At 67.5% G+C, this 25915-nt stretch carries 22 protein-coding genes and 1 riboswitch; of the genes, 12 read left to right on the top strand and 10 right to left on the bottom strand.

The window, feature by feature from the left end; translation table 11 throughout:
* Positions 1 to 7 precede the first annotated feature (7 nt).
* Positions 8 to 1069, top strand: coding sequence for a type IIL restriction-modification enzyme MmeI (locus FO470_RS12215; protein ID WP_246659574.1), 1062 nt, complete (start codon positions 8 to 10; stop codon positions 1067 to 1069).
* On the opposite strand, the gene FO470_RS12210 is transcribed toward FO470_RS12215, so the two are convergent.
* Positions 1038 to 2159 (bottom strand): DUF6538 domain-containing protein, encoded by a 1122-nt coding sequence (locus FO470_RS12210; RefSeq protein WP_144343221.1) that lies wholly within the window; start codon positions 2157 to 2159, stop codon positions 1038 to 1040. The genes FO470_RS12215 and FO470_RS12210 overlap by 32 nt on opposite strands.
* 69 nt (positions 2160 to 2228) lie before the next feature.
* The gene (locus FO470_RS12205) at positions 2229 to 4955 is read right to left on the bottom strand and encodes a PAS domain-containing sensor histidine kinase (protein WP_144343220.1); all 2727 of its coding nucleotides are present in this window, start codon (positions 4953 to 4955) and stop codon (positions 2229 to 2231) included.
* A gap of 318 nt (positions 4956 to 5273) precedes the next feature.
* Here FO470_RS12205 and FO470_RS12200 point away from each other — a divergent pair, with 318 nt between their 5' ends.
* The 4 genes from FO470_RS12200 to groL all read left to right on the top strand — a co-directional run bounded on the left by FO470_RS12200 (position 5274) and on the right by groL (position 8665).
* Positions 5274 to 5657 (top strand): phasin family protein, encoded by a 384-nt coding sequence (locus tag FO470_RS12200; protein ID WP_144343219.1) that lies wholly within the window; start codon positions 5274 to 5276, stop codon positions 5655 to 5657.
* A 242-nt stretch (positions 5658 to 5899) separates the two neighbouring features.
* Positions 5900 to 6388 (top strand): phasin, encoded by a 489-nt coding sequence (locus tag FO470_RS12195; RefSeq protein ID WP_144343218.1) that lies wholly within the window; start codon positions 5900 to 5902, stop codon positions 6386 to 6388.
* 296 nt (positions 6389 to 6684) lie between these two features.
* Positions 6685 to 6981: a co-chaperone GroES gene (groES, locus tag FO470_RS12190; RefSeq protein ID WP_013165451.1), complete on the top strand. Its 297-nt coding sequence runs from the start codon at positions 6685 to 6687 to the stop codon at positions 6979 to 6981.
* A 46-nt stretch (positions 6982 to 7027) separates the two neighbouring features.
* On the top strand, positions 7028 to 8665 hold the full coding sequence (groL, locus tag FO470_RS12185) for a chaperonin GroEL (RefSeq protein ID WP_144343217.1): 1638 nt from the start codon (positions 7028 to 7030) through the stop codon (positions 8663 to 8665).
* 85 nt (positions 8666 to 8750) lie between these two features.
* On the opposite strand, the gene FO470_RS12180 is transcribed toward groL, so the two are convergent.
* Positions 8751 to 9374, bottom strand: a complete 624-nt coding sequence (locus FO470_RS12180; protein WP_144343216.1) for a MarC family protein — start codon at positions 9372 to 9374, stop codon at positions 8751 to 8753.
* 158 nt (positions 9375 to 9532) lie between these two features.
* Between FO470_RS12180 and FO470_RS12175 the strand changes: the two genes are divergently transcribed.
* Complete coding sequence (locus tag FO470_RS12175; protein ID WP_144343215.1) at positions 9533 to 10201, top strand: ribonuclease HII; 669 nt, start codon at positions 9533 to 9535, stop codon at positions 10199 to 10201.
* Here the strand turns inward: FO470_RS12175 and cydB are convergent.
* The 3 genes from cydB to FO470_RS12160 form a co-directional block, all read right to left on the bottom strand.
* On the bottom strand, positions 10198 to 11220 hold the full coding sequence (gene cydB / locus FO470_RS12170; protein ID WP_144343214.1) for a cytochrome d ubiquinol oxidase subunit II: 1023 nt from the start codon (positions 11218 to 11220) through the stop codon (positions 10198 to 10200). The two genes, FO470_RS12175 and cydB, sit on opposite strands and share 4 nt — an antisense overlap.
* Positions 11221 to 11223: 3 nt before the next feature.
* Positions 11224 to 12636 carry a cytochrome ubiquinol oxidase subunit I gene (locus tag FO470_RS12165; protein ID WP_144343213.1) on the bottom strand — a complete coding sequence of 471 codons (1413 nt, stop codon included), beginning with the start codon at positions 12634 to 12636 and terminating at the stop codon, positions 11224 to 11226.
* A 125-nt stretch (positions 12637 to 12761) separates the two neighbouring features.
* Positions 12762 to 13685, bottom strand: coding sequence for a uracil-DNA glycosylase (locus FO470_RS12160; RefSeq protein WP_144343212.1), 924 nt, complete (start codon positions 13683 to 13685; stop codon positions 12762 to 12764).
* A gap of 104 nt (positions 13686 to 13789) precedes the next feature.
* Between FO470_RS12160 and FO470_RS12155 the strand changes: the two genes are divergently transcribed.
* Positions 13790 to 15466: an electron transfer flavoprotein-ubiquinone oxidoreductase gene (locus tag FO470_RS12155; protein ID WP_144343211.1), complete on the top strand. Its 1677-nt coding sequence runs from the start codon at positions 13790 to 13792 to the stop codon at positions 15464 to 15466.
* A gap of 7 nt (positions 15467 to 15473) precedes the next feature.
* Positions 15474 to 16496, top strand: coding sequence for a hypothetical protein (locus FO470_RS19695; RefSeq protein ID WP_246659573.1), 1023 nt, complete (start codon positions 15474 to 15476; stop codon positions 16494 to 16496).
* Here FO470_RS19695 and FO470_RS12145 read toward each other — a convergent pair.
* A complete protein-coding gene (locus FO470_RS12145; protein WP_144343210.1) occupies positions 16493 to 16954 on the bottom strand; it encodes a DUF6790 family protein in 462 nt (153 codons plus the stop codon). The genes FO470_RS19695 and FO470_RS12145 overlap by 4 nt on opposite strands.
* 293 nt (positions 16955 to 17247) lie before the next feature.
* Between FO470_RS12145 and phnC the strand changes: the two genes are divergently transcribed.
* The 4 genes from phnC to FO470_RS12125 all read left to right on the top strand — a co-directional run bounded on the left by phnC (position 17248) and on the right by FO470_RS12125 (position 22006).
* Positions 17248 to 18090: a phosphonate ABC transporter ATP-binding protein gene (phnC, locus tag FO470_RS12140; protein WP_144343209.1), complete on the top strand. Its 843-nt coding sequence runs from the start codon at positions 17248 to 17250 to the stop codon at positions 18088 to 18090.
* 14 nt (positions 18091 to 18104) lie between these two features.
* Positions 18105 to 19109 carry a phosphonate ABC transporter substrate-binding protein gene (gene phnD / locus FO470_RS12135; protein ID WP_144343208.1) on the top strand — a complete coding sequence of 335 codons (1005 nt, stop codon included), beginning with the start codon at positions 18105 to 18107 and terminating at the stop codon, positions 19107 to 19109.
* 206 nt (positions 19110 to 19315) lie between these two features.
* Positions 19316 to 20158 carry a phosphonate ABC transporter, permease protein PhnE gene (gene phnE / locus FO470_RS12130; protein ID WP_144343207.1) on the top strand — a complete coding sequence of 281 codons (843 nt, stop codon included), beginning with the start codon at positions 19316 to 19318 and terminating at the stop codon, positions 20156 to 20158.
* Positions 20159 to 20263: 105 nt separating this feature from the next.
* The gene (locus tag FO470_RS12125) at positions 20264 to 22006 is read left to right on the top strand and encodes an ABC transporter ATP-binding protein/permease (RefSeq protein WP_144343206.1); all 1743 of its coding nucleotides are present in this window, start codon (positions 20264 to 20266) and stop codon (positions 22004 to 22006) included.
* 7 nt (positions 22007 to 22013) lie between these two features.
* On the opposite strand, the gene clcA is transcribed toward FO470_RS12125, so the two are convergent.
* From clcA to FO470_RS12110, 3 genes are all read right to left on the bottom strand, one after another.
* On the bottom strand, positions 22014 to 23294 hold the full coding sequence (gene clcA / locus FO470_RS12120; protein ID WP_246659572.1) for a H(+)/Cl(-) exchange transporter ClcA: 1281 nt from the start codon (positions 23292 to 23294) through the stop codon (positions 22014 to 22016).
* 177 nt (positions 23295 to 23471) lie between these two features.
* The gene (locus FO470_RS12115; protein ID WP_144343204.1) at positions 23472 to 24422 is read right to left on the bottom strand and encodes an ABC transporter substrate-binding protein; all 951 of its coding nucleotides are present in this window, start codon (positions 24420 to 24422) and stop codon (positions 23472 to 23474) included.
* Positions 24423 to 24502: 80 nt separating this feature from the next.
* Positions 24503 to 24619: riboswitch (TPP riboswitch) on the bottom strand.
* 44 nt (positions 24620 to 24663) lie between these two features.
* Entirely contained in the window at positions 24664 to 25866 is a 1203-nt protein-coding gene (locus FO470_RS12110; RefSeq protein ID WP_144343203.1) for a winged helix-turn-helix domain-containing protein, read from the bottom strand.
* Positions 25867 to 25915 lie beyond the last annotated feature (49 nt).

The following is a 25915-nucleotide window of genomic DNA, read 5'->3' as shown; positions in this document are numbered from 1 at the left end:
GGCCGGCATGACCGACGTCGAGCGCTTCATTTCCCGTTGGACAGGCCGTGACGGTGGGCAGGAGCGCGCCAACTACGCCCTGTTCCTCACCGAGTTCTGCCGCCTGATCGGCGTGGAATCTCCGGAGCCGGCCGCGCACGCCACCGAGCTGAACGCCTATGTCTTCGAGCGGGCCGTGACGTTCCGCGAGCCAGACGGCTCCACCGCCAAGGGGCGCATCGACCTCTACAAGCGCGGCTGCTTCGTACTGGAGGCCAAGCAGAGCAGGCAGGGCGAGGGACCGAAGGCGGCGGGAGGGGAGCAGCAGGCGCTCTTTCCCGTTGAGGAGCCGCCGCAGGGGCGTCGCGTGAGCCGCCGTTGGGACGTGCTGATGATGAACGCCCGCCGTCAGGCGGAGGACTACGCCAAGGCGCTACCGCCTGCCGAGGGCTGGCCGCCCTTCCTCATCGTCTGCGATGTCGGCAACTGCTTCGAGCTGTATGCGGACTTCTCCGGGCAGGGGAAGAACTATGCGCAATTCCCGGATCGGCAGGGCTTCCGCATCTTCCTGCAAGACTTGCGCTCGGAGGAGGTCCGGGAGCGGCTGAAAAAGGTCTGGACCGACCCGCACAGCCTCGACCCGACCAAGCGCGCCGCCAAGGTCACACGCGACATAGCCGAGCGCCTCGCCAAAGTGTCGAAGTTCCTTGAGGAACAGCGCGGACCGGACGGCACGCCGCGCTACAAGCGCGAGGCCATCGCCTCCTTCCTCATGCGCTGCCTGTTCACCATGTTCGCGGAGGATGTGGAGCTTATCCCGAAGGAGAGCTTCAAGCGCGTGCTGGACCGCAGCCGGGTGACCCCGGAACTGCTGCCGGAACTGGTCGGGCAGCTCTGGGAGGCGATGGATACCGGCGCCTTCGCCTTCGCCATCGAGGCCAAGGTGAAGCGCTTCAACGGCTACCTGTTTAAGGACCGCACGGTGCTGCCGCTGCCGCGCGAGGAGATTGGCGAGTTGTTCGAGGCCGCCAAGGCGAACTGGCGCGAGGTGGAGCCGGCTATCTTCGGCACGGCACCCAGCGCCGCGTGAAAGCCTGCGTCGGGTTCTTCGGGTCGTCAGGCACGGCCAGCGCGGCGCCAAGCACGGCCTTGATCTCATCGGCCCGGAAATTCGGCTGGCGTTCGCGCACTCGCTTGGGCGTCTTCGGCTTCACAGCCGCAGCGGCATTGCTGGTCAGTACCCGCCCGCCCTCATAGGACGCGGCCCAGCCCAGAACCGATTTGAGGGCCGTCAGACTGTTGTCGCGGATGGTCTTGCCGGAGACGCCTTCAACCTCTAGGCGGTGCTTCACCCATCGCCAGAGGTCATCCTCGGTGATGGACCGCACATCCATACCGTTCAGGAAGGCGTCACAAGCCTTGATCGACGGGGCGTAGACCTTCAGCGTGCCGGGAGAAATTTCGGGATGGGCAGCCTTCCACCGCTCGAACAGCACCGGCAATGTCAGCTTCTCGCCTGACGCAGCAGCAGCGCCAGAGGGCTTTGAGACCGGCGCAGCACGCTCCCACACCGGGAACCGCGCGAGGCGCTCATCGGGGCTGTAGTCGCCCCTAGCAAGCTGCATGAGCCGCTGGTGAGCGGCATAGAACTGGTCCTCCATCGCCTCCATGAACAGCGGGAGCGAAGCTGGCGCGAGGGTCACACCCTCGTCCACGAAGAATTGAGCGAGGTGTCCCCGGTCGTGCAGGAAGGCATGCACCCGCTGCGTCGTCTTCGGCCCACGCGGCCTCTCATCCAGAGGCGAGATGTCACGCTCATCCAGCAGGCCGCCTGTAGCCTCTAACTCGTGCAGGGCATCAAGCGCTTGCTGCCACCCCTCGGGTGTGGTGGCGGCATCATCGTCATGCCGTGCCACGAACCACTGGTACCAGCGCCCCGCCAAGGCCAGAGCCTGCTTTCGGGAGAGAACGGTTATGCCGCTCGCCAGCGCAGCGAACCGCGCCTCCCACTCGGCATGCAGTTCGGCGTTCCGCCTGCGGGCCTCGTCGCGGTCAGTGCCCAGCCATCGCACTATCTCGGTCTTGCCCAGACGAGGACGAATGGCGGCGGGAACCACCTTGCGGAAACGCCAGCGTCCTGACGTCCGGTTGAGCTTCGGAGAGGGGTAGGCCATCTGCATTCTGGGTCGCCTCACTGGACCAAAGAGGCGGCCGAAACTCCTTTTAGATCAACAGTCTGTTGGAAACGCTCACTCCGCCAGCACACGCGTCGAGGGGAAGGTGATCTCGACGATGGTGCCGACATCCACTGCGCTGCGGATGTTGAAGCTGGCGCGGTTGGCTTCGGCCAGCGCCTTGGTCAGCGGCAGGCCGAGGCCGGTGCCGCCCGAGCCGGCTCGTCCGGAGGTCGCGATCTGGCGGAACGGCTCCATGGCGATGGCGACGTCCGCCTCCGACATGCCGATACCGGTGTCGCGCACCCTCAGCACCACCTCGCCGTTTTCGGTCAGCGTGGTCGACAGGATCACCTGGCCGCCCGGCTGGGTGAACTTCACCGAGTTGGAGACGAGGTTCAGCACGATCTGGCGGATCGAGCGCGCATCCGCCACCACCGGGGGAAGGTCGGTCGCCAGCGAGGAGCGCACGACGATGCGCTCGCGGTTCGCCTGCGGCTGCATGATGCCCATGCACTGCTGCACGATCTCGTTGAGCGACACGCTGGTGAAGGCGAGGTCGAGCTTGCCGGCCTCGATCTTGGAGAGGTCCAGCAGGTCGTTGATCAGCGAGATGAGATGCTCGCCGGAGGCGTGGATGTCCCTGAGATAGTCGCGGTAGCGCTGGTTCTCGATGGCGCCGAAGCGCTCCTCCATCATGACCTCGGAGAAGCCGATGATGGCGTTGAGCGGCGTGCGGATCTCGTGGCTGATCTTGGCCAGGAAGTCGGACTTGGCGAGGTTGGCGCGCTCGGCGAGGCGCTTGGCCTCGATGAGTTCCTCCTCCGCCTTCTTCCACTGGGTGATGTCGCGCAGCACAGCGCAGAACTTGGTCGGGTCCTCGCCGACCCGGCCCACGGTCATGAACAGCGGGATCAGCCCGCCCTCGCGCACGCGGCCGATCACCTCGCGCCCGTCGTTCAGCACGCTGGCGACGCCGTTGGAGGCGAGGCCGTCGAGATAGTCGACAGCGGCGCGGTGGCTCTCGGGCGCCAGCAGCAGGGTGAAGGCCTCGCCCTTCACGTCGCCGGCGTTGAAGCCGAACAGGGCTTCCGCCGGATGGTTCATCGACAGGATGGTGCCGGCGGCGTCGATCAGCACCACGCCGTCCGTCGCGGTGTCGAGGATGGCGCGCAGTTCGCGACTGGAGCTTTCCGCCTCGCGCAGGGCCAGTTCGGCCTGGCGCAGGCGCTCGTCCGCCTCGACGGCTGGGCTGACGGGCGCGCCCGCGACGCGGTGAAGAACATAGAGCATCGCCATGCCGCCCTCCCACGGGGCGGACATCAACCGGGCCTCGACAGTTATCGGGAGACCGGCAGCGGTCGTGATGGTCAGCGCGCGTCCATCATCCTCATCGGCTTCCGGCGCATCGCCGAACAGGGCGGCGAGGCCGCCGGCAGCCTCCAGCGCGGCAAGGTCGGCATGGCCGGTCCAGTCGAGCAGAGCGCGGTTGGCATAGAGCAGGCGGTCGCCCCGGAATGCGATCATGCCGAGCGGCAGGCGGTCGAGGACCGGGCGCTCGCCATCGGCCAGCACCCGCTGCAGCCCGTCCGGCTCCGGCCGTGGAGCCGGCGTGGCCGGAGCGATGACGGAGGGCGGCATCGACGCCGGAGGCGAGGGGGCAGCGGCCTCGTCGCGGAAGGTCGGTGCTTCCGGCGCAGCGGCTTCCTGCCCCGCCTGGGAGGGCTGCGCCTCTTCGGCAGGGATGGGAACTTCCGATGCGGGAAGATCGCCAAAATCGTCGACGCCCTCCAGCCGGGCACCAAGCGCGCGGGCGATCTCGCGGAAAGCGTTGCGCTCGCCGTTGGAGAGGCCCTCCCATGAGGCGCGCGCGTTCTCGCCACGGCCGTTGTCGGTGCGGGCCCCTTCGCCATTGCCGCGCAGCGGCACGACATTGGGCGCGGAGGGCACGATGCTGAGCGTAACACGAACCGGCGGCTGGCCTTCCGTTGCGGCGGGAGGCATGGGCGTGGCAGGAGGTGCGGGAGCGACCGGCGGCTGGGGCGTCGCCATGCGCGGCGGCGCGGTTGGTGTCACGGGTTCCGGCGCGGCCTCGCGGACGAGCCCGGCGGGGACCGGCTGGCGACCCTTCACGATGCCGAAACCGCGCATGCCTTCGCCGCGGATGGGCGCGCCGCCGAGTTCGATGTCGAGCGCATCGCCATGGGTCGTCGGCAGCAGCACCGGCAGATGATTGAAGCTGAGCCCTTCCAGCACCGCCCGGTGGGCGCCGGGCGCGCCGAGCGCGTGCCAGTCGAGGCCGGCGAGATCCTCGGGCGTGCGGCCCAGCGCGGCGGCAAGGCGGGGATCGACGGCGCCGAGCCGCGCGTCGAGGCCGGTACGCCAGGTGAAACGCGCAGGCAGGGCAGGGGCGGTGGGCTGCTCGGTCCGCGATGGCACCGGGGCGACAGTTGGTGCCGCCGCCTCGATGGTGGGCACCGCATCCAGTCCGACGAGCAGGACGGCCCGGGCGGTGCCCGAGACGAGCAGGCTGCAGGCGAAGGTGGCGGGAGTGAGCCGGCCCGGCAGGCGCAGGCGTTCCATGCGCGCCGGGCGGCCGGGACGCAGGCCGGGGGCGAGCCGGACGGCGAAGGCGGCGGCGCTCGCCTCGTCCAGCACCGCGCGGCCCGAGGCATTGGCGGCGATCAGCGTGCCATCGGCATGCACGAGAACGGCCGGCGCCGCCGCCGCAAGAGCGGTGGCCGCCTGAGCACGCAGCGCTTCGATCGCCGCGCCGCCGAAACCGTCCATCGGTGTGTTCATCGTCGTCCGAATGATCCCGCCGGCCCGAGCCGGAAGCAGATGGCGGGCCGAGGGACGGTCCACCGCTGAAGCCTAACAATAGTGCGGGCCGGCGTCCGGTGCCATGCGGACCGGCCCTTGTCGCGCCAGCTTCATCGTTTCCGGTTAATCGGTTCCCACCGATCCCGGTTAATCAGTTGCAACCGGCGAGACGACGCGCGGCCGATTTCGATTGCCTTTTGCGACGCATATAATACTTTCGTCGTAGGCATAGGCCCGAATTGATCGGCGGCCGGGAGCGATTACCATAAAAGCACCATTCAGGAGGGAGTTTGCGCGATGGCCGATGACCCGAAACTCGAAATCCCTCCGGAGCTGCGTACCATCGCCGAGCAGGGCGTGGATCAGGCGCGCGCGGCGATCGATGGCTTCCTCAATGCGGCGCACAAGGCGCTCGACGATGCCGGGCGTCAGCTCGACGTGGCGCATGACAGTGCGCGTGATCTTGGCCGGACCACGCTGGAATTCGCGGAAGAGAATATCGCGGCCGGGTTCGACTTCGCCTCTCGCCTTGCCAAGGCCTCCACGGTCGACGAATGGGCGCGCCTGCATGCGGAATATGTGAAGGAGCAGGCCTCGCGCCTCACCGAGCAGGCCAAGACCATCGGCGAGCATGCCGGTGCCGCCACGGGCCTCGCCACCGGGAAGAAGACGGGGAAATAGTCCCTGTCCGGGTCTCCCGAACGGCGCATGGCGACCTATTTCCAGCGCAGTGACGAAAAAATCGCTCAGTCGGGTTGATTGTGCATTGCAATATGATATTGCAGTGCACAATTATGGCGTACGAGACATGGCAGGGCATCGGGAACCGCTCCTGACGCTGCGTCTGCCGGTCACGGCGTGGCCGCCCGCGCGGGAGCGGCTGTCGCCTTTCTGGTTTCGCCGCGTATGCGAGGAGAGAACCCATGGTTGAGGCCACCACCGCCACCCCGAAGAAGGCCGCCAAGGCCGCCACGTCCGCTTTCGAAGCGGCGCTGCCGAAGCTCGACATCCCGGCCAACCTCGAAGTGCCCGCCGTCGTGCGGGAGATGGCCGAGAAGGGCGTGCAGAGCGCGCGCGACGCTTACGAGAAGCTGAAGTCGAGCGCCGAAGAGACCACCGACCTGCTGGAAGATGCCTATTCGACCGCTTCCAAGGGCGTGGCCGAATACAATGCCGTGGCGCTGGAGTCGCTGCGCACCAACGTGAACGCGGCCTTCGACTATGTCGGCGCGCTGCTCGGTGCGAAGTCCGTCTCCGAGGCCGTCGAGCTTTCCACCGGTCATCTGCGCAAGCAGTTCGACGTGCTGTCGGCCCAGGCCAAGGAACTGTCGACCATCGCCCAGAAGGTGGCGACCGACACCGCCGAGCCGATCAAGGCCTCGGTCGAGAAGACCATCAAGAAGTCGGTCTGATCGCCGTCGCGGTGCCGCGCTCGTCGTCGCGGCCTGCTCGGAAAGCTGTTCGGGAAAACCCGGTCCGCCATGCGGGCCGGGTTTTTTCGTGCGTGCCGAAGCGCCGGGAAAGCTGCGCCGAAAAAACGCTCGCGTCCGGCGTTTTTCCCGCGCCGGCGTGCCTTGACACCCCTTCGCGGCCTGCCTATCTCGGCGGCGGTTTGGCACTCGTTTGGGAAGAGTGCTACTAACTGCCCAGCCTATTGCTGCTCACGAGCGCCATGCCGGCGCGAGACAGGAAGACCGAGGATCAACCGATGGCCAAGCTGAAGTTCCGCCCCCTGCATGACCGCATCGTGGTGAAGCGCCTCGATGCCGAGGAAAAGACCGCAGGCGGCATCATCATTCCCGACAGCGCCAAGGAAAAGCCCTCGCAGGGCGAAGTCGTCGCCGTCGGCCCCGGCGGCCGCGACGAGGCCGGCAAGCTCGTGCCGCTCGACGTCAAGGCCGGCGACAAGGTGCTGTTCGGCAAGTGGTCGGGCACCGAGGTCAAGATCGACGGTCAGGACCTGCTGATCATGAAGGAATCCGACGTCATGGGCATCGTCGGCTGACGCTGGCTGAAGACCCTCGACGCAACACCATTCAGGAGTAGGCCACATGGCTGCCAAGGACGTAAAATTCGCCGGCGATGCCCGCGAGCGCATGCTGCGCGGCGTCGACATTCTCGCCAACGCGGTGAAGGTCACGCTCGGCCCGAAGGGTCGCAACGTCGTCATCGAGAAGAGCTTCGGCGCTCCCCGCATCACCAAGGACGGCGTGTCGGTCGCCAAGGAGATCGAGCTCGAGGACAAGTTCGAGAACCTCGGCGCGCAGCTCGTGCGTGAGGTTGCCTCCAAGACCAACGACCTCGCCGGCGACGGCACCACCACCGCCACCGTGCTCGCCCAGGCCATCGTCCGCGAGGGCGCCAAGTCGGTCGCCGCCGGCATGAACCCGATGGACCTGAAGCGCGGCGTCGATCTCGCCGTCGCCGAGGCCATCAAGGACATCTCCAAGCGCGCCAAGAAGGTGAAGAACACCGACGAGGTCGCTCAGGTCGGCACCATCTCCGCCAACGGCGATGCCTCGATCGGCGAGATGATCGCCGGTGCGATGCAGAAGGTCGGCAACGAGGGCGTCATCACCGTCGAGGAAGCCAAGACCGCCGAGACCGAGCTCGAGGTCGTCGAGGGCATGCAGTTCGACCGCGGCTACCTCTCGCCCTACTTCATCACCAATGCCGAGAAGATGACCGTGGATCTGGAAGATCCGTACATGCTCATCTTCGACAAGAAGCTCTCCGGCCTGCAGGCGATCCTGCCGGTCCTCGAGCAGGTCGTGCAGTCCGGCAAGCCGCTGCTGATCATCGCCGAGGACGTCGAGGGCGAGGCCCTGGCCACCCTCGTCGTCAACAAGCTGCGCGGCGGCCTGAAGGTTGCGGCCGTGAAGGCGCCGGGCTTCGGCGACCGCCGCAAGGCCATGCTTGAGGACATCGCCATCCTGACCGGCGGTCAGGTGATCTCCGAAGAGCTCGGCATCAAGCTGGAGAGCGTCGGCCTCGCCATGCTCGGTCGCGCCAAGAAGGTGATCATCGAGAAGGAAAAGACCACCATCGTCGATGGCGTCGGCAAGAAGAAGGACATTGAGGGCCGCGTCGCGCAGATCAAGGCGCAGATCGAGGAGACCACCTCGGACTACGACCGTGAGAAGCTGCAGGAGCGTCTGGCCAAGCTCGCCGGTGGCGTCGCGGTCATCCGCGTCGGCGGCGCGACCGAGGTCGAGGTCAAGGAGAAGAAGGACCGCGTGGACGACGCGCTCAACGCCACCCGCGCGGCGGTCGAGGAAGGCATCGTCCCCGGCGGCGGCATCGCCCTGCTGCGCGCCAAGAAGGCGGTCGAGAAGCTGACCTCCGACAACGCCGACATCGCGGCCGGCATCAAGATCGTGCTGCGCGCGCTCGAGGCGCCGATCCGTCAGATCGCCGAGAACTCCGGCGTCGAGGGTTCGATCGTGGTCGGCAAGGTGCTCGAGTCGAAGGACCAGAACTTCGGCTTCAACGCCCAGACCGAGCAGTTCGTCGACATGATCGCCTCCGGCATCGTCGACCCGGCCAAGGTCGTGCGCACCGCGCTGCAGGACGCCGCTTCGGTCTCCGGCCTGCTCATCACCACCGAGGCGATGATCGCCGACCTGCCGAAGCCGGCGTCGGCTGCCCCGGCGATGCCGGGCGGCGGTATGGGCGGTATGGACTTCTGATCGAAGTCCGACACGCTTCGAATACGGACGGGCGCGGCGTAGGCCGCGCCCTTTTCGTTTGCGCGGGTGCCGGTCGGCGGCGACGTCAGATCGGCGGCAGGTGGAGCCACTCAGCGGCGGCGCTGAGGACGAGGTCGACCGCCAGCGCGGCGAGGATCATGCCCATCACCCGGCTGATGATCGAGGCGCCGCCACGGCCGATGAGGTGCACCAGCCGCCCCGCCGCCAGCATGATCGCCAGCGTCACCAGCAGGACGATGCTGAAGGTGACGATGGTCATGGCCCGCTCCGGGAAATCGTGCCGGGCATTGTCGGTCAGCACCACGGCGGCGAGCATCGCCCCTGGACTGGCGATGGAGGGGATGGCGAGCGGATAGATCGCGATCTCGACCGGGTTCTGCTCGGCCGGTGCCCGCGCGTCCATATGGCTGGTGCCGTGGATCATGCTGAGCGCGAACAGGAACAGCACGATGCCGCCGGCGATCTGGAAGGACTCGATCGAGACGTCCATCGAGCGAAGCAGCCAGTGCCCGGCCATGGCGAAGAACACCAGCACGCCGAAGGAGACGAGTACCGAGAGCAAGGCCGCCTTGTTGCGGTCGGTCGCGTTCAGGCCGGCGGTGACGGCCAGGAAGACGGGGAGGGTGCCGAGAGGATCGATGACCACCCAGAGGGTGACGAATTCCTGTATGCGTTCAGACCAGTTCATCGCCTGCCCGTGTTCAACCTAACGTCACGTCGCCCGATTCCGCCTGCCGGCGCTACCGCGGGATGGTTGCATCCCGTCCTTCCGGGCGCCATCGTGCGTCATCGCATCCGAGTCGTCGACCGGGAGGCGGTACTGACGCCTATCTGAGACCCCTGAACATGGCCGCCGCACGACAGAAGCCGGACTTTTCGTTGGAGCGCGCCGCTCTGAAGGCCGGCGAGGCACCGGTGGCCGGGGCCGACGAGGTAGGGCGGGGCCCCTGGGCGGGGCCGGTGGTTGCCTGCGCCGTGGTCCTCGATCCCAGGCGCGTGCCCAAGGGGCTGGACGATTCCAAGCGGCTCACGGCCGTGCGGCGCGAGGCGCTGTTCGACGAGATCTGCGCCACGGCCGAGGTGTCGCTGGCCTTTGCTCCGCCCTCGCGTATCGACGGTCACAACATCCGGCAGGCGACGCTGTGGGCTCTTGCACAGGCGGTCGCGGGCCTGCCGTGCAGGCCGCGTCTCGTGCTGGTGGACGGCAACGATCTGCCGCCGCTCGCTTGCGCCGGGCGCACGATCATCGGCGGGGACGCGCTCGTCGCCTCGATCGCGGCGGCTTCCATCGTCGCCAAGGTAACGCGCGACCGGCTCATGGCTTCGCTCGGCCTCGCCCATCCCGGCTACGGCTTCGAGCGGCACATGGGCTACGGCACGCCCGAGCATCAGGCGGCGCTCGCCCAGCTCGGGGTCTGCCGCCACCACCGCACGTCCTTCGCGCCAGTGCGCGCGCGCCTTGCCGGCGAGACCGTCATCGAGACGGCGGAGCTTGCCGAGCTCGACGAGGTTTAGTGATAGCCCTCGCCTTCGCGCACCTTGCCGCGGAACAGCCAGTACACGAAGGCGATGTAGCCCAGGATGATCGGCAGCATGAAGATGGTGCCGATGAGCATGAAGACCTGGCTCGCCGGCGTGGCGGCGGTTTCCCACACGGTCAGGCTCGGCGGCACGAGGTAGGGGAAGATCGAGATGCCGATGCCGATATAGCCGAGCAGGAACAGGCCGATGACGCCGAAGAAGGGCAGGTGCTCATGCCCCTTGTCCAGCCAACGCCAAACGGCATAGGCGAGCAGCAAGGTGAGCAGCGGCACTGGTGCCAGATAGAACAGGTTCGGCGTGGTGAACCACCGCTCGGCGATGCGCGGGAAAGCGACGGGGGTCCACAGACTGACGATGCCCATCAAGACCAGCACCGCAACCAGCAGCACCTTGGCATGGGCGCGGGCGCGGATCGCAGTGGCGCCATCTGTCTTCATCACCAGCCAGACGCTGCCGATCAGCGCGTAGCCCGCGACCACGCCGAGGCCGCATAGCGCGGCGAAGGGCGTTGCCCAGTCCAGCGGGCCACCGGCGAAGGCGTTGTTCTCCACCTTGATGCCCTGCACGAAGCCGCCGAGCAGCACGCCCTGGAAGAAGGCGGCAAGGGTCGAGCCGCCGGTGAACGCGATGTTCCAGAGATACCGGCTGGTGTCGGCGACATGGCGGAACTCGAAGGCGACCCCGCGGAACACCAGCGCCAGCAGCATGAAGATGACCGGCAGGTAGAGCGCCGGCATAACGATGGAGTAGGCGAGGGGAAAGGCGACGAGCAGGCCGCCGCCGCCGAGGATGAGCCAGGTCTCGTTGCCGTCCCAGAACGGGGCGACCGAGTTCATCATCTGGTCCCTCTCCCGGTCGCTGCCGGCGAAGGGAAAGAGGATGCCCATGCCGAGGTCGAAACCGTCCAGCACCACATACATCGCGATCGCCACCGCCAGCAGCAGCGACCAGATCACGGGCAGGTACCATTCCATGCCGAGGCTGATGTCCATGACTCATTCCCCCGCAGCGTTGATGGCAGCGCGCGTCGCCTCGTGAGCGGAGGTGAGCGGCCGGTTCGGCAAGCCCTCGGGCGGCTCCAGCGCCGGACCTTCGGGACCCTTCACGATCAGGCGGTTGATGTAATAGATGCCGCCCGAGAAGACGCAGGCATAGACCAGGACGAACAGGGCGAGCGTCGTCGCCACGGCCCAGCCGGCAACCGGCGAGACGGCATCCACCGTCCGCAGGATGCCGTAGGCCACCCAGGGCTGGCGGCCGACCTCGGTGACGAACCAGCCGGACAGGATGGTGATGAAGCCGATGGGCCAGATGTGGCGGATCGGCGCGAGATACCAGTCGCTCTCGAACAGCCGGCGGCGCCACAGCAGGAAGGCACCCAGCCAGCCGACCGCGATCATCAGCAGGCCCATGCCGACCATGACGCGGAAGGCGAAGAACGGAATGGCGACCGGCGGCCGGTCCTCCGGCGGGAAGGCCTTCAGTCCCTTGAAGGTGCCGTCCCAGCTATGGGTGAGGATGAGGCTGCCGAGATGCGGAATGGCGATCTGGAAGTCGTTGCGCTCCTCGGCCTCGTTCGGGATGGCGAAGAGCACCAGCGGCACGCCGCCCGCCACACCGTCCGTCTCACCCCAATGGGCCTCGATGGCGGCGATCTTCTCGGGCTGGTGCTCCAGCGTATTGAGGCCGTGCGCGTCGCCGATGAAGGCCTGGACCGGGGCGAGGATGGCGATGAGGCCGATGGCCATGCGCATCATGGTGCGCCCGTCCTCGGGATGGCGCCCGGCATAGACATAACGGGCGCCGACGGCGAGCACGACGAAGGCGGTGGTGAGGTAGCAGGCCGTCACCATGTGGGCGAAGCGGTAGGGAAAGCTCGGGTTGAAGATCGCCGCCAGCCAGTCCACCGGATGGGCGACACCGTTGACGAGCTCGTAGCCGGCCGGCGTCTGCATCCAGCTGTTGGCGGCGAGGATCCAGAAGGCCGACAGCGAGGTACCAAGCGCCACCATGATCGACGAGAGCACGTGGAGGCCGCGCGGCACCCGGTTCCAGCCGAACAGCATGATGCCGAGGAAAGTGGCCTCGAGGAAGAAGGCGGTCAGCACCTCGTAGCCGATCAGCGGCCCGATCACGTTGCCGGCGACGTGGGAGAAGCGGCTCCAGTTCGTGCCGAACTGGTAGGAGAGCACGATGCCCGACACCACGCCCATGCCGAAGGACACGGCGAAGATCTTGGTGAAGAAGCGGGCGATGCGATGGTAGCGCTCGGCACCCGTGGTGATCCACAGCACTTCCAGCGTCGCGATATAGGCCGCGAGGCCTATGGTGAAGCTCGGGAAGATGATGTGGAAGGAGATGGTGAAGGCGAACTGGATGCGCGCCAGAAAGACGGGATCGAATTCCATCGGGCTCCCCCTGTACCATCACCGCTTACGAACGGTGATGGCGGTAGATTAAGCCGGCTGTTGTTACCATGGAATAACTCAAATCAACTGTCCGCTAAGATATTCCCGTCGTGCGGGAGCGGGCGTCAGTCGTTCGAGCGCGCCGGCAGCGCGGCGAGGCGGCTCTCTATGGCCAGCATGTCGCGCCAGGCCATGCGCTTGCCGAGCGGCGTGCGCAGCAGATAGGCCGGGTGGAAGGTGGCGAGCGCGGGAATGACGCGCGTGCCAGTGTCGTAATCCATCCAGCGGCCGCGTGCCTTGGTGATGCCGTCACGGATGCCGAGCAGCGTCTGGGCCGAGGGGCCGCCGAGACAGACCAGTACGTCGGGATTCGCCAGTTCAATCTGCCGCCGGATGAAGGGCAGGCAGATAGCGGTCTCCTGCGGGGTCGGGGTGCGGTTGCCGGGCGGACGCCACGGCACGACGTTGGCGATGTAGGCGGCCGTGCGGTCGATGCCGATGGCGGCCAGCATGCGGTCGAGCAGCTTGCCGGAGCGGCCGACGAAGGGCTTGCCCTCGATATCTTCGTCGCGACCGGGCGCCTCGCCGACCAGCATGAGCCGCGCCTTCGGGTTGCCGTCGGCGAAGACGAGCCGCGTGGCGGTGTGCTTGAGCGGGCAGCCGTCGAAGCGCTCCAGCAGTTCGCGCAGGGCCTCGAGGGTCGGTGCGCTCGCGGCGGCCTCGCGGGCCTCGACGGCGGCGAGGTCGGGCGGCGGTGGTGCCTCGCCCGGCAGGGCCGGACTGGGCTGCGGTCCCGAGGGCGCGCGGTGCGGAGCGGAGGCGGGGCGCGGGGAGGTGAAGGCGGGAGGAGCGGTCGCAGTGCGCGGGCCGGCCCCTTCCGCCGGTCGTGTGGCGAGGCGGGCGGCAGCGGCGCTGCGTTCGGCGGCGCTTTCGGCGAAGCGGTCGACCGGCTCGTCACCCAACGCGACATCGACGCCCGCCTCCAGGTGGAAGGCGAGGTTGTCGGCAATCGTGTCGTGGCGGCTAAGTATCGAACTCATAAGGGGCATTCTTCGCGTCGGTTCGCTCATCCTATCCGTCGGACGGACGGTTGTCAGGCCGGGACAAGCGTGGAAGAAGTCCAATCAGCAGGTTGCGTCGGCGGAGGCAGGAAATGGACGCGGCAGAAATGCCGGCTCGCGAGGCCATGGAGTTTGATGTCGTGATCGTCGGCGCGGGCCCGGCCGGCCTCGCTGCGGCGATCCGGCTGAAGCAACTCGCCGAGGATCTCGCCGTCGTGGTGGTTGAGAAGGGCTCGGAGGTCGGCGCGCACATCCTTTCCGGCGCGGTGATCGACCCCGTGGGTCTCGACCGGCTGTTCCCCGACTGGCGCGAGGATCCCGACGCGCCGCTGAAGACGCCGGTGACGGACGACCGCTTCTATTTCCTCGGCCCTGCCGGTGCGCTGCGGCTGCCCAACGCGCTGATGCCGCCGCTGATGAACAATCACGGCGCCTATATCGGCTCGCTCGGCAATGTCTGTCGCTGGCTGGCAGCGAAGGCCGAGGCGCTGGGCGTGGAGATCTATCCCGGCTTCGCCGCCGCCGAGGTGCTCTATGACGAGGCCGACCCGTCCAAGGTCGTCGGCATCGCCACCGGCGACATGGGGATCGGCCGCGACGGCGAGATCACCGACCGCTTCACCCGCGGGATGGAGCTGCGCGCCAAATACACGCTGTTCGCGGAAGGCGCGCGCGGCCAGCTCTCCAAGCAGCTCATCGCCCGCTACGATCTCGGTGCGGGGCGCGAGCCGCAGAAGTTCGGCATCGGGCTGAAGGAGCTGTGGACCGTGCCGCCGGAGAAGCACCGGCCCGGGCTGGTGCAGCATTCCTTCGGCTGGCCGCTCGACAGCGCGACCGGCGGCGGTTCGTTCCTCTACCATATGGAGGATAATCAGGTGATGGTGGGCTTCGTCGTCCACCTCAACTACGCCAATCCCTGGATCGCGCCGTTCGAGGAATTCCAGCGCTTCAAGACGCATCCGCTGGTGCGCGGGACGCTGGAGGGCGGCAAGCGCATCTCCTACGGCGCGCGGGCGATCACCGAGGGAGGCTTCCAGTCGGTGCCGAAGCTGGTCTTCCCCGGCGGGGCGCTCGTCGGCTGTGCGGCCGGCTTCGTCAACGTGCCGCGCATCAAGGGCAGCCACAACGCGGTGCTCTCGGGCATGCTCGCCGCCGAGGAGGTGGCGAGGGCCCTCGCCGACGGCCGCGCGCACGACGTATTGGAGGGCTACGAGGCCGGATGGCGCGGCTCCGATATTGGCCGCGACCTGTGGAAGGTGCGCAATGCCAAGCCGCTCTGGTCGAAATTCGGTACCTATGTCGGCATCGCGTTGGGCGGGCTCGACATGTGGACGAACACGCTTTTCGGTTTTTCGCTCTTCGGCACGCTCGGTCACGGCAAGCCGGACCACGCGACGCTGGCGCCGGCCGACAAGGCGCAGAGGATCGATTATCCCCGGCCCGACGGCGTCGTCTCATTCGACCGGCTCTCCTCCGTGTTCCTGTCGAACACCAATCACGAGGAGGATCAGCCGATCCACCTCAAGGTCGCCGACCCGGCGCTGCAGAAGGCGTCGGAGCACGAGGTCTATGGCGGCCCCTCGGCCCGCTATTGCCCGGCAGGGGTCTATGAATGGGTCGAGGAGGGGGAGGCGTCCGGCGGCGCGCGCTACGTGATCAACGCGCAGAATTGCGTTCACTGCAAGACGTGCGACATCAAGGACCCCAACCAGAACATCACCTGGGTGGCGCCCGAGGGCGGCGGCGGTCCGAACTACCCGAACATGTGAGGCTGGCATGCCGGCACGGCTTCTCGCAGCGCTTCTCGTCGCCGGCCTTGCTTCCTCCGCCGTGGCCCAGGAAGCACCCGACTACGGCCGCTACCGCGAAGGATTGTTCCTGCGCTACCTGAATGCCGAGCCGGGCGCGCTCGACGCCGTACCGCGCATCGGCGTCTCCTTCGGCGGCGAGCCGTTGCGGGCGGAGCTCGATTCCGGCTCGACGGGGATCGTGGTCGCGGCGGAATTCCTGCCCGGCTTCGAACAATTGCCGTCGCAGGGGCCGGCCCGGCTCACCTATACGAGCTCCGGCCGCGTGATGCTCGGGCAGTGGGTCGTGACGCCTGTGTCGCTGGTCGGCCGCGAGGGGGCGAGCGTGCAGACCGAGCCGATGCCGGTGCTGGTGGTGACCGAGGTGCAGTGCCTCGACCGTGCGCGCGACTGCACGCCGACGACCAGCCCGCGCAACGTCGCCATGGTGGGTGTCGGTTTCGCCCGCGAGGGCGACCAGCAGAACCAGAGCACGCCGGACAAGAACCCGCTGCTGCGCATCGCGGGCGGCGCGGGGCCCCGCCGGCAGGGCTATATCCTCGCCTCCGAGGGCGTGCATGTCGGCCTCACCCCCGCCAACACGCGCGAGGCCTTCCGCTACCTCAAGCTCGACCGCCGGCCGGACGGGACGGACTGGCAGGCGACGCCGGCCTGCATCTCGCTCGGTGGAGCAACGCCGCCGGCGTGTGGCACGGCGCTCGTCGATACCGGCGTGTCGGTCATGTACATGACCGTGCCGGCTGCGCAGGCCGCCGGTGCCGAAGGCACGCTGCCGCCGGGCACGCAGGTGGCGATCCGCGTCGGCCGGGGCGAGGCGGCCTTCCCGCTCTACGGCTTCGCGGTGGGAGACGGCTCACCGCTCGCCCCGAGCGCCATCCACCTGCGGGTGGCGGAGGACCGGACTTTCGTCAACACCAGTTTCCACCTGCTGAACGGCTATGACGTGCTGTTCGACGGGGAGGGCGGCTATGTGGGCTTCCGCCAGCGCTAGAACAGGCTGAGCACGAAGGCGGCGAGCAGGACGATGGCGCCCCAGAAATCGGTGATCATCGCCACATTCTCGCGCATGTTCCGGTTCGGGCGCAGGAGGTGGTTGACGCCGGCGAGGCCGAGGAACAGCCCGCCGATGAAGGCGACGGGCAGCGCCCAGATCGAGAAGACGATCGACAGCACGCCGGCGAGGCCCGTCGACACGTTGGCGAAGCCGAGTTCCTGCGCCAGCACGTGCACGCGCGGCTCGTCGATGCCGAGGATCGTCTTCGCCGTGTAGCCGGGCCGGAAGATCTGCGAGAGGCCGGCGACGAGCAGGCGCACGCCGACCGCCCAGAAGACGAACCACTTGGTGGCCACGGCGAGGAAGCCGCCAATGCCCGTGGTCGTGGCCATCTCCGTGCCGATGCTGATCAGCGGCGCGACCACCATCGTCAGCAAGACGATCACATAATACATCGAATCCCCCACCGTTCCGACCACGCGGACCCCGCGCGAATGTGCGAACGCGTGCGAGGCAGAGTCAACGACGGCGAGGGCGTCGTCCTCGCCGTTTCCGTCAGGGGAGTAAGAGTCTTCGCGAAAAAAAAGGTGATGGCGCGCCCGACTCCAGCGGGATGGGCGCCCACGACGCGCAAGGGCACGCCATGCCCCGTCGGTGGCTCGTCACGGAACTGTAACATCAGCTTCATCCACCCGTCACGACGCGCCGCTACCCCAAGCCGGACTTCAACAGGCCGGCGGGAGATCCGATGGCGGCAGCGCTGCAACTCGATCGTGTGAGCAAGACCTACGGCGCGATGCGCGCCGTGGACGATGTCTCGCTCACGATACGGGAAGGCGAACGCGTGGCGCTGATCGGCGCTTCGGGCTCGGGAAAATCGACGCTGATCCGGCTCGCTTCCGGGCTGATCCTCGCCGACTCGCAAGGGCGGGGCACCGGCGCCGTGCATGCCTTCGGCGTCAAGGTGCAGGAAGCCGGCCGACTGTCTGCCGAGGTACGTTCGGCGCGCCGCAACATCGGCCTCGTCTTCCAGCAGTTCGCTCTCGCCGGGCGCCTGTCGGTGATGACCAATGTGATGGTGGGCGCGCTGGGGCGGATGAACGCACTGCGCGGCACACTCGGCCTCTTCAATTCCGACGAGCGTCGCACCGCCTATGCGGCCCTTGCCGAGGTCGGCATCGCCCAGCACGCCGCCAAGCGTGCGCGCGAGCTTTCCGGTGGCCAGCAGCAGCGCGTCGCCATCGCCCGCGCCCTGGTGCAGGGTGCCCGGCTCGTTCTGGCGGACGAGCCCATCGCCTCGCTCGACCCGAAGTCGGCCAAGCGCGTGATGGACACGCTGGTGACGATGAGCCGCGACCACGGCATCGCGCTGGTCGTCTCGCTGCATCAGGTGGACTACGCGACGACCTATTTCGACCGCGTGATCGCGATGAATGCCGGCCGCGTCGTGTTCGACGGCCCGGCTTCCCGCATCAACGCCGGCTTCCTTACCGAACTCTATGGCGCCAGCGCCGAGGAACTGATCCTGCCGAGCCAGTTCGCGGTGACGCCGCCGCCGGCCGAGGCCGTCCTTTCCCAGACCGTATCCTGACAGGAGCTACGTCCATGAAACGCCTGATCGTCGCCGGCCTTGCGCTGGCTGCCCTCGCCAGCGCTCCGGCGCGTGCCGAGGAAGTGAAGGAGCTGAACTTCGGCTTCATCTCCACCGAGTCCTCCGCCAACCTCGCCAAGAGCTTCGAGCCCCTTCTGAAGGATCTCGAGAAGGCGATCGGCGTGCCGGTGAAGCCCTTCTTCGTCGGCGACTATGCCGGCGTGATCGAGGGTATGCGCTTCAAGAAGGTCGATATCGGCTGGTTCGGCAACAAGTCGGCCATGGAAGCGGTGGACCGCGCCAACGGCGAAGTCTTCGTGAAGACCGCCAAGCCGGACGGTTCCTCGGGTTACTATTCGCTGATCGTCACCAATGTCGACCGCAACGACATCAACGATCTCAAGGACGTGCTCGACTGCTCGAAGGGCTACAACTTCGGCAACGGCGATCCGAACTCCACCTCGGGCTTCCTCGTCCCGAGCTACTATGTGTTCGCGCTGAACAATGTCGACCCGAACAAGTGCTACAAGCGTGTCGTGACCTCGAACCACGAGGGTAACCTGCTGGCGGTCGCCAACAAGCAGGTCGATTTCGCCACCAACAACACCGAGAACGTCTCGCGCCTCCAGGCGACCCGTCCGGAAGAGGCGAAGAAGATCAAGGAAGTGTGGCGCTCGCCGATGATCGCCGGCGATCCGATCGTGTGGCGCAAGGACCTGCCGGCCGACCTGAAGGCCAAGATCTACACCTTCTTCATGACCTATGGCCGCAACGGCACGCCGGAAGAAGTCGCGCATGCGCGTGAAGTCCTGGCCAAGACCTCGGACGGCTGGGGTCCCTTCCTCGCCTCCTCCGACGCCCAGCTTCTCCCGATCCGCCAGCTCGAGCTGTTCAAGACCCGCGTGAAGGTCGAGAAGGACGAGAAGATCTCGGCCGACGACAAGGTCGCGCAGCTCAAGAAAATCGACGCCCAGCTCGCCGATCTCGAGGCCCAGCAGAAGAAGCTGCCGGCCATGTGAGCCGCGGCGGGCGCGGTGCGCCTGCCATGCCTGCCGGAAAGACGGGTCCCGGAGCGGCTGAAAGGCCGTCTCCGGGATCGCCGCAAGAAGACGACCGAGACCACGGCCGGATCATCGGCCGAGACCGCCGAACCGAGACGCCCGGCAACGGGACATGATCCTTGCCGCCGCCTCGACGCGGCCGGGCTGACGACAGGGACACCGCGATGTTTGCCACCGAGACCGACCGTTCCGCCCATCGCGCTGCCGAGCGTGCTGTCGAGCGCACCATGCCGGCCCCGCCGGTGACGCCGCTCGCCACGCGGCTGACGCATCTCGCGCTCGCCGCCGTCGCCGTTGTCATCCTGGTCTTTGCCTGGCACGAGGCAGAGATGAACCCGGCGCAGCTGATGCGCGACGCCGGCAACATGGCGACCCTCGGTGCCGACTTCCTGCGTCCCGACTTCACCGACTGGGACGTCTATGTGAACGCCATGCTGGAGACGCTGGCGATCGCCATCTGGGGCACGCTGCTCGCCGTGATCGCGGGCATCCCGCTGGGCATTCTCTCGGCCGACAACGTGGCGCCGCACTGGCTGGTCTTCCTCGTGCGCCGGCTGATGGACGCCTGCCGCGCCATCAACGAGCTGGTCTTCGCGCTGATCTTCATCGCCGCCGTGGGCCTCGGCCCCTTCGCCGGCGTGCTGGCGCTGTTCGTGCACACCACGGGCGTGGTGGCGAAGCTGTTCTCCGAGGCGGTCGAGGCCATCGACCCGGCGCCGGTGGAGGGCATTCGCGGCACCGGCGGCACCTGGCTGCAGGAGATCATCTACGGCGTGCTGCCGCAGGTTCTGCCGCTGTGGATCTCCTACGCGCTGTACCGCTTCGAATCCAATGTCCGCTCCGCGACCGTGCTCGGCATCGTCGGCGGCGGCGGCATCGGCATGACCTTCAACGAGACCATGCGCGGCTTCCTCTATTCGCAGGCCTCCGCGATCCTGATCATCGTCGTGCTGACGGTTTCCGTGCTCGACATGGTCAGCCAGCGCGTCCGCAAGAAGTTCATCTGAACGGGCAGGCGCCGAAACCTCTCCAAACCTTAATCTGGCGGCCACTGTCCGGCCAGTATCGGCGCGCCTAGATGGCGGGAACCCGCCGTTCCCGGAGAAGCTTCCTTGCGCGCCATCCTCTCCCTGCTTGCCGATGTCTGGCGGCTTTCCATCCCCTATTTCCGTGGCGAGGACCGATGGCGGGGCGGCGCGCTGCTCGCGGGCGTGGTCGCGATGGAGGTCGGCTGGGTCTACGCGACCGTGCTGATCAACGAGTGGAACAACGCCTTCTACAACGCGATCCAGGAGAAGGACTACGCGGCCTTTACCCACCAGCTCTGGCTGTTCTCCTTCTACGCCGCCTGCGCCATCGCCGTGGCGGTCTACCAGGTCTATCTGCGCCAATGGCTGGAGATCCGCTGGCGCACCTGGATGACGGAGAAGTACCTCACCGCCTGGCTGGCCCATGAGACGCACTATCGGATGCGGCTGAAGGGCGACACGGCGGACAACCCCGACCAGCGCATCGCCGAGGACATCCGCACCTATATCGGCCAGACCATCAGCCTGTTCATCGGGCTGCTCAACGCGGTGATGACGCTGGCCTCCTTCGCGGTGATACTCTGGGGCCTGTCGGGAAATTTCTCGTTCAATCTCTTCGGCAAGAGCTGGGACATTCCCGGTTATCTCGTCTGGGCGGCCTTCGCCTATGCGGCGCTCGGCACGCTGATTGCCCATCTCATCGGCCGGGTGCTGGTGAAGTTGAATTTCGACCAGCAGCGCTACGAGGCGGATTACCGCGTCGATCTGGTGCGCGTGCGCGAGAATGGCGAGCAGATCGCGCTGATGAACGGCGAGCCAGTGGAGCGCGAGCGGCTGCTGGGGCGCTTCGGGCATGTGGTGCACAATTTCTGGGGCATCATGATCGCCCAGAAGCGGCTGACCTGGTTCACCGCCGGCTATGGCCAACTCTCGGTGATCTTTCCCTTCGTCGTCGTGGCCCCGGCCTATTTCTTCGGCTCCATCCAGCTCGGCCAGCTCATGCAGACCTCCTCTGCCTTCGAACGGGTGCAGGGATCGTTCTCCTTCTTCATCGGCGCCTATTCGACGCTGGCGGAATGGAAGTCGGTGGTCGATCGTCTGGTCGGCTTCGAGAAGTCGGTGATGGCGACGCAGGCGGAGACGCTGCGCAGCCAGTTTCGCCAGATGCCGGCGAAAGGGAGCGCACCTCTGGAGCTTGCCGATATGGAAGTCCGCCTGCCGGACGGGCGGGCCTTGCTCACCGTCGACGGTCTGGAGATCCACCGGGGCGAGCGCGTGCTGCTGACCGGCCCTTCCGGCAGCGGTAAGAGCACGCTGTTCCGCGCCATCGCCGGCATCTGGCCCTACGGGCGTGGCGAGGTGTCGCGTGCGCCGGGCGCGCGCGTGCTGACGCTGCCGCAGCGACCTTACCTGCCCATCGGCTCGCTGCGCGGCGCACTGGCTTACCCCGACCCGGAGGGAAAGTACGGTAGCGAGCGGTTGCGCGAGGTGCTGGAGACCGTCGGTCTGCCGGGCTTTGCCGCGCGTTTGGACGAACAGGGCCTGTGGCCGGCCATCATGTCGGGTGGCGAGCAGCAGCGGCTGGCCATCGCCCGCGCCCTGCTGATGAAGCCCGACGTGCTGCTGCTCGACGAGGCGACCTCTGCCCTCGACGAGCCGGGGGAGGCGGCGCTCTATCGCGTGCTGCGGGAGAAGCTGCCGGAGACGGCGTTGCTGTCGATCGGCCACCGCTCCACCCTGCTCGGCCTGCATGAGCGGCACATTGAGCTGCGGCGTGACGGGCAGGGGCCGGCCCGGCTTGAGGCCGCCCGCCTCGCCACGGCGTGACGCGACCTCAGCGCGGCGCGTGGGAGGCGCGGCCTTCCGCCTCGATCGCCAGCGTGCGTTCCAGCAGGATCTCGTAGATCGGCCGGCCACCGAGCCATTGCGAGGTCATGTTGGCGAAGATGGCGGTGAGCATCACCGGCACCAGCACGGCGTAGGCGCCGGTGAGCTCCAACACCAGTACCATCCCGACCAGCGGCGCGCCGATGGTGGCGGCGAACAGGCCGCCCATGGCCGTGATCGCGAAGGCGGTCTGCGCCTGCTCGGGCAGGGGCAGCACGGTCGCCAGCGCCGAGCCGTAGCAAAGGCCGACGGTGGTGGCGAGCGCGAGGATCGGCGCGAAGATGCCGCCGGCGACGCCGGTGGAATAGCTCGCCATGGTCATGACGAAGCGCAGCAGGACGATGACGGCGAGGATGGCGAGCGGCCGGCCTTCCCTGGTCAGCTCGACGGCGAGCAGTTCGCCGCCCTGCGTCGCTTCGGGCAGTACCAGCACGAGTACGCCGATCATGAGGCCGACGATGGCGGGGAAGATGTAGAAGGAGTGCCGCAGGCCGAGTGCGCGCACGCGGTCCAGCGACCAGACCAGCGTACGGTTGAACGCGACGCCGACCACGCCGAGCAGCACGCCGAGGCCGATGAAGGCCGGCAGCAGCCCATAGGGCATCGTCGAGACCTCGAGCAGCATGTAGGGCGTGTCGCCGGTCAGATACTCGGTCACCACGGCGCTCGCGATGGAGGCGAGGACGACCGCGATGTAGGTGCGCGAGCTGTAGGGAAATTGCCGCCGCGTCTCCTCGATGACGAACAGTACCGCGGCCAGGGGAGCGTTGAAGGCGGCGGCGAGTCCGGCCGCGCCGCCGGCCGCCAGCAGGCCTCGCATGTCTTCCGACGACCATTTCATCAGGTCCGACGCGGCCTTGGCGACCGAGGCGCCGATATGGATCGTCGGTCCTTCCCGGCCGAGAACCAGGCCGGAGGAGAGCGACAGCAGACCGCCGACGAACTTCACCGGCAGCACGAGATGCCAGCGCACCTCGCGCAGCCCCTCCATCGCGCCCTCGATCTCCGGCACGCCCGAGCCGCTGGCCTCCGGCGCGAAGCGGCGTACCAGCCAGAGTGAGACGAGGGTCATGATGGCGGCGACGACGGCCGCGGCGGCATAGAGTGCGGGGCCTTCCAGCCGGAGCGTGCCCTGCAGATAGGCGGGCCAGGCGGCCCCCAACCCATTCACGCCGGCATGGAAGGCGGAGCCGAGAACGCCGACGACCGTGCCGACCAGCGCGGCCACGATGTAATAAGCTCCGTTTCCTGCGCCCGCCTTCATGCCTTCCCCCATGCTCCCGACCTGTGGTGCATCGGTAGCATTGCAGGTCGGGAGCCGGAAGGATCGCGGGCCGTTTTCAGGCGGTCCCGATGCCGCATCCTGCGATGCGCCGACGGGGTTTCCGCGGGAAAGGTGGGCGGCTCAGGGCAGAGCCGGCGCGTAGGTGGAGACCGGCTCGACCGTGTCGATGAGCTTGTGGCTCTTCATGAATTCACCGAAGCGGGCGTAGCGTTCGCCGTCCAGCGCGGCCGGCGCGTGGGCGAAGCGGCGCAGCGTGTCCGTCCAGGCGGTGCGGTTCAGCTCGTCGTCGAGCTTGGGGTTGGCTTTCACGAAGATGCCCCATGCCTCGTCGGGATGGTTGAGGACATAGATCGTGGCGTCCTCCACCGCGGCGAGGAAGCGCTTGAGGCGGGGATCGGCGAGCTTGTCCTTGTGGGCGACGTAGATGAGCTCGTCGAATACTGGCACGCCGTGCTCTTCGGGGAAGAAAGCGCGGCCTTCCTTGCCCTCCAGCCGGATCTGGGTGAGCTCGAAATTGCGATAGGCGCCGATCACTGCATCGACCTTGCCGGAGACGAGGGCGGGCGAGAGGGCGAAATTGACGTTGATCATGGTGACGTCGCCCGGCTTGAGCCCGGCGCTCGCCAGCATGGTGCCGAGCAGCGCGTCCTCGAAACCGGCCACGGAATAGCCGACCGTCTTGCCTTTCAGATCGGCGATGGACTTGACCGGCCCGTCCTTCAGCACGACCAGCGCGGTGAGCGGGGTGGAGACCAGCGTGCCGATGCGCGCGAGCGGCAGCCCCTCCTTCACCGAGAGATAGAGGTTCGGCTGATAGCTGACCGCGATGTCCGCCTGCCCGGCGGCGACGAGGCGCGGGGGGGCGGAGGGATCGGCGGGCGGCACCAGCTCGACATCGAGGCCGTGCGCGTCGAAGAAACCCTTCTCCTTCGCGATGATCAGCGGCGCGTGGTCCGGGTTGACGTACCAGTCGAGCAGGACGGTGAGCCTGTCGGCGGCGCTGACGGGGACGAGGCCGAGCGCGAGGACGAATAGCAGGCCGGCCGTCTGCGCGGCGAATTTCTTGAACATGGATCTCCTCCCATCTGGAGATCCGGCGCATGAGCTCTCGGGGGAAATCCGGCGCGGGCGCCACGCTCTGCGTGGATCGGGCTCCGCCATCGTTCCGTCCCTTCGCCGGCATGACCCGGATCAGGTTCAAAGGGTCTGGCGGTTGCCATCTCAGCCCCTTCGGCCTTTCGGCCGGCGGGACACCCCTCGGACGCCAGCACGCTAGCATCGCTGGCATGCCAGGGCAAATGGGAGCCGGCGCTCACTCTCCGCGCCAGCCATCGAGATAGACGGTGCGTTCCACCCCGGCAAAGCGGCCGAGGCGGGAGAGCTCGGCGTCGAGGGCGGAAAGGCGGGCCGTGGAGGCGCGCACGCCCGGCTCCAGCCACAGCCGGCGCACGTCGAGCGTGCCGGCCTTGCGGTCGGCTTTCATGTCGATGCGCCCGACCAGTCGATCACCCTCCAGCAGGGGGAAGACGTAATAGCCATAGACCCGTTTCGGCGCGGGCACGAAGACCTCGATGCGGTAATTGAAGCCAAACAGCCGCTCCGCCCGGTTGCGGTCGCGCAGCAGCGGGTCGAACGGGTTGAGCACGCGCAGTCGGGCGGGTGGCGGCGGCAGCGTCGTGAAAATCTCGGCGCTGCCGGCGAAGGCGTGCGAGGCGCGGGGGCGCGAGCCGTCCGCCGGGGCGATCAGCACCGGTTCCAGCCGCGCGGCGTTGCCGGCCACCCACTGGCGGGCTTCCTCCGGCGAGATGAGCCCCCAGAAGGCGGCGATCTCGCCATGGGTAGCGAAGCCGAGCCTTTCCAGCGCAGAGGTGCAGGCCCAGTCGACGAAGGCCTCACGCGTCACCTCGCCCCCGTAGTGGCGGGAGGGGATCACGCGCTCGGCGAGATCGTAGACCTTCTGGAAGCCTTCGCGCCCGGCGATGGCGAGGTTGCCGGTGCGCCAGTGATATTCGAGCGCGGTCTTCTCCGGGTGCCAGTTCCACCAGCCACCCGGCGGGCGCTTCGGGGATTCGGTATCCTGCTCGAAGTCGCGGGCCATGAGGCGGCCTTCCGCCCGCACCCGCTCCAGCACGTGGTCGACATAGCTCTCGAAGCCGTTCTCGTGCCAGGAGCGCCAGCGGTCCGCCAGCGTCTCGCGGGCCCGGGCGAAGCGGTGCTTCCAATAGGCGAAGAAGGCGCTCGGGATGATGGCCGCGTCGTGCGTCCAATGCTCGAAGAGCTCGCCATCCTTCTCAAGCAGGGCGGCAAGATGTTCGCGCCGGTAGGTCGGATTGCGCGAGAACAGAATATGGTGGTGTGCTCGCTCGACCGTCGCGATGCTGTCCACCTGCACGAAGCCGAGGTCGCGGACGAGTTCCAGCAGTCCCGCCTTGGTGAGCTTGCCGCGCGCCCGGCTGAGTTCCTGCTTGGCAAGAAAGATGCGGCGGGCGTCGGAGTTGGAGAGGTGAATCGCCATGCCGCATCTTGGCAAAGTTCCCTCTTTGTTCCAAGCGCCGGAATGCGCC

The organism is Ancylobacter moscoviensis, assembly GCF_007559435.1.
GTDB lineage: Bacteria > Pseudomonadota > Alphaproteobacteria > Rhizobiales > Xanthobacteraceae > Ancylobacter > Ancylobacter moscoviensis.
Note: the sequence above shows the minus strand (reverse complement) of the source record. Positions and strands in the feature narration are given on the sequence as shown.

What these genes read in the sequence shown, in the direction of transcription:
- phnD (WP_144343208.1), top strand. Translation starts at nt 18,105, where the DNA reads ATGAAACGCCTGATCGTCGCCGGCCTTGCGCTGGCTGCCCTCGCCAGC.
- FO470_RS12160 (WP_144343212.1), bottom strand. Translation starts at nt 13,685, where the DNA reads ATGCCCCTTATGAGTTCGATACTTAGCCGCCACGACACGATTGCCGAC.
- FO470_RS12165 (WP_144343213.1), bottom strand. Translation starts at nt 12,636, where the DNA reads ATGGAATTCGATCCCGTCTTTCTGGCGCGCATCCAGTTCGCCTTCACC.
- FO470_RS12115 (WP_144343204.1), bottom strand. Translation starts at nt 24,422, where the DNA reads ATGTTCAAGAAATTCGCCGCGCAGACGGCCGGCCTGCTATTCGTCCTC.
- FO470_RS12145 (WP_144343210.1), bottom strand. Translation starts at nt 16,954, where the DNA reads ATGTATTATGTGATCGTCTTGCTGACGATGGTGGTCGCGCCGCTGATC.
- FO470_RS12200 (WP_144343219.1), top strand. Translation starts at nt 5,274, where the DNA reads ATGGCCGATGACCCGAAACTCGAAATCCCTCCGGAGCTGCGTACCATC.
- phnE (WP_144343207.1), top strand. Translation starts at nt 19,316, where the DNA reads ATGTTTGCCACCGAGACCGACCGTTCCGCCCATCGCGCTGCCGAGCGT.
- phnC (WP_144343209.1), top strand. Translation starts at nt 17,248, where the DNA reads ATGGCGGCAGCGCTGCAACTCGATCGTGTGAGCAAGACCTACGGCGCG.
- FO470_RS19695 (WP_246659573.1), top strand. Translation starts at nt 15,474, where the DNA reads ATGCCGGCACGGCTTCTCGCAGCGCTTCTCGTCGCCGGCCTTGCTTCC.
- FO470_RS12155 (WP_144343211.1), top strand. Translation starts at nt 13,790, where the DNA reads ATGGACGCGGCAGAAATGCCGGCTCGCGAGGCCATGGAGTTTGATGTC.
- groL (WP_144343217.1), top strand. Translation starts at nt 7,028, where the DNA reads ATGGCTGCCAAGGACGTAAAATTCGCCGGCGATGCCCGCGAGCGCATG.
- FO470_RS12210 (WP_144343221.1), bottom strand. Translation starts at nt 2,159, where the DNA reads ATGCAGATGGCCTACCCCTCTCCGAAGCTCAACCGGACGTCAGGACGC.
- FO470_RS12215 (WP_246659574.1), top strand. Translation starts at nt 8, where the DNA reads ATGACCGACGTCGAGCGCTTCATTTCCCGTTGGACAGGCCGTGACGGT.
- groES (WP_013165451.1), top strand. Translation starts at nt 6,685, where the DNA reads ATGGCCAAGCTGAAGTTCCGCCCCCTGCATGACCGCATCGTGGTGAAG.
- FO470_RS12180 (WP_144343216.1), bottom strand. Translation starts at nt 9,374, where the DNA reads ATGAACTGGTCTGAACGCATACAGGAATTCGTCACCCTCTGGGTGGTC.
- cydB (WP_144343214.1), bottom strand. Translation starts at nt 11,220, where the DNA reads ATGGACATCAGCCTCGGCATGGAATGGTACCTGCCCGTGATCTGGTCG.
- FO470_RS12195 (WP_144343218.1), top strand. Translation starts at nt 5,900, where the DNA reads ATGGTTGAGGCCACCACCGCCACCCCGAAGAAGGCCGCCAAGGCCGCC.
- FO470_RS12175 (WP_144343215.1), top strand. Translation starts at nt 9,533, where the DNA reads ATGGCCGCCGCACGACAGAAGCCGGACTTTTCGTTGGAGCGCGCCGCT.
- FO470_RS12110 (WP_144343203.1), bottom strand. Translation starts at nt 25,866, where the DNA reads ATGGCGATTCACCTCTCCAACTCCGACGCCCGCCGCATCTTTCTTGCC.
- FO470_RS12205 (WP_144343220.1), bottom strand. Translation starts at nt 4,955, where the DNA reads ATGAACACACCGATGGACGGTTTCGGCGGCGCGGCGATCGAAGCGCTG.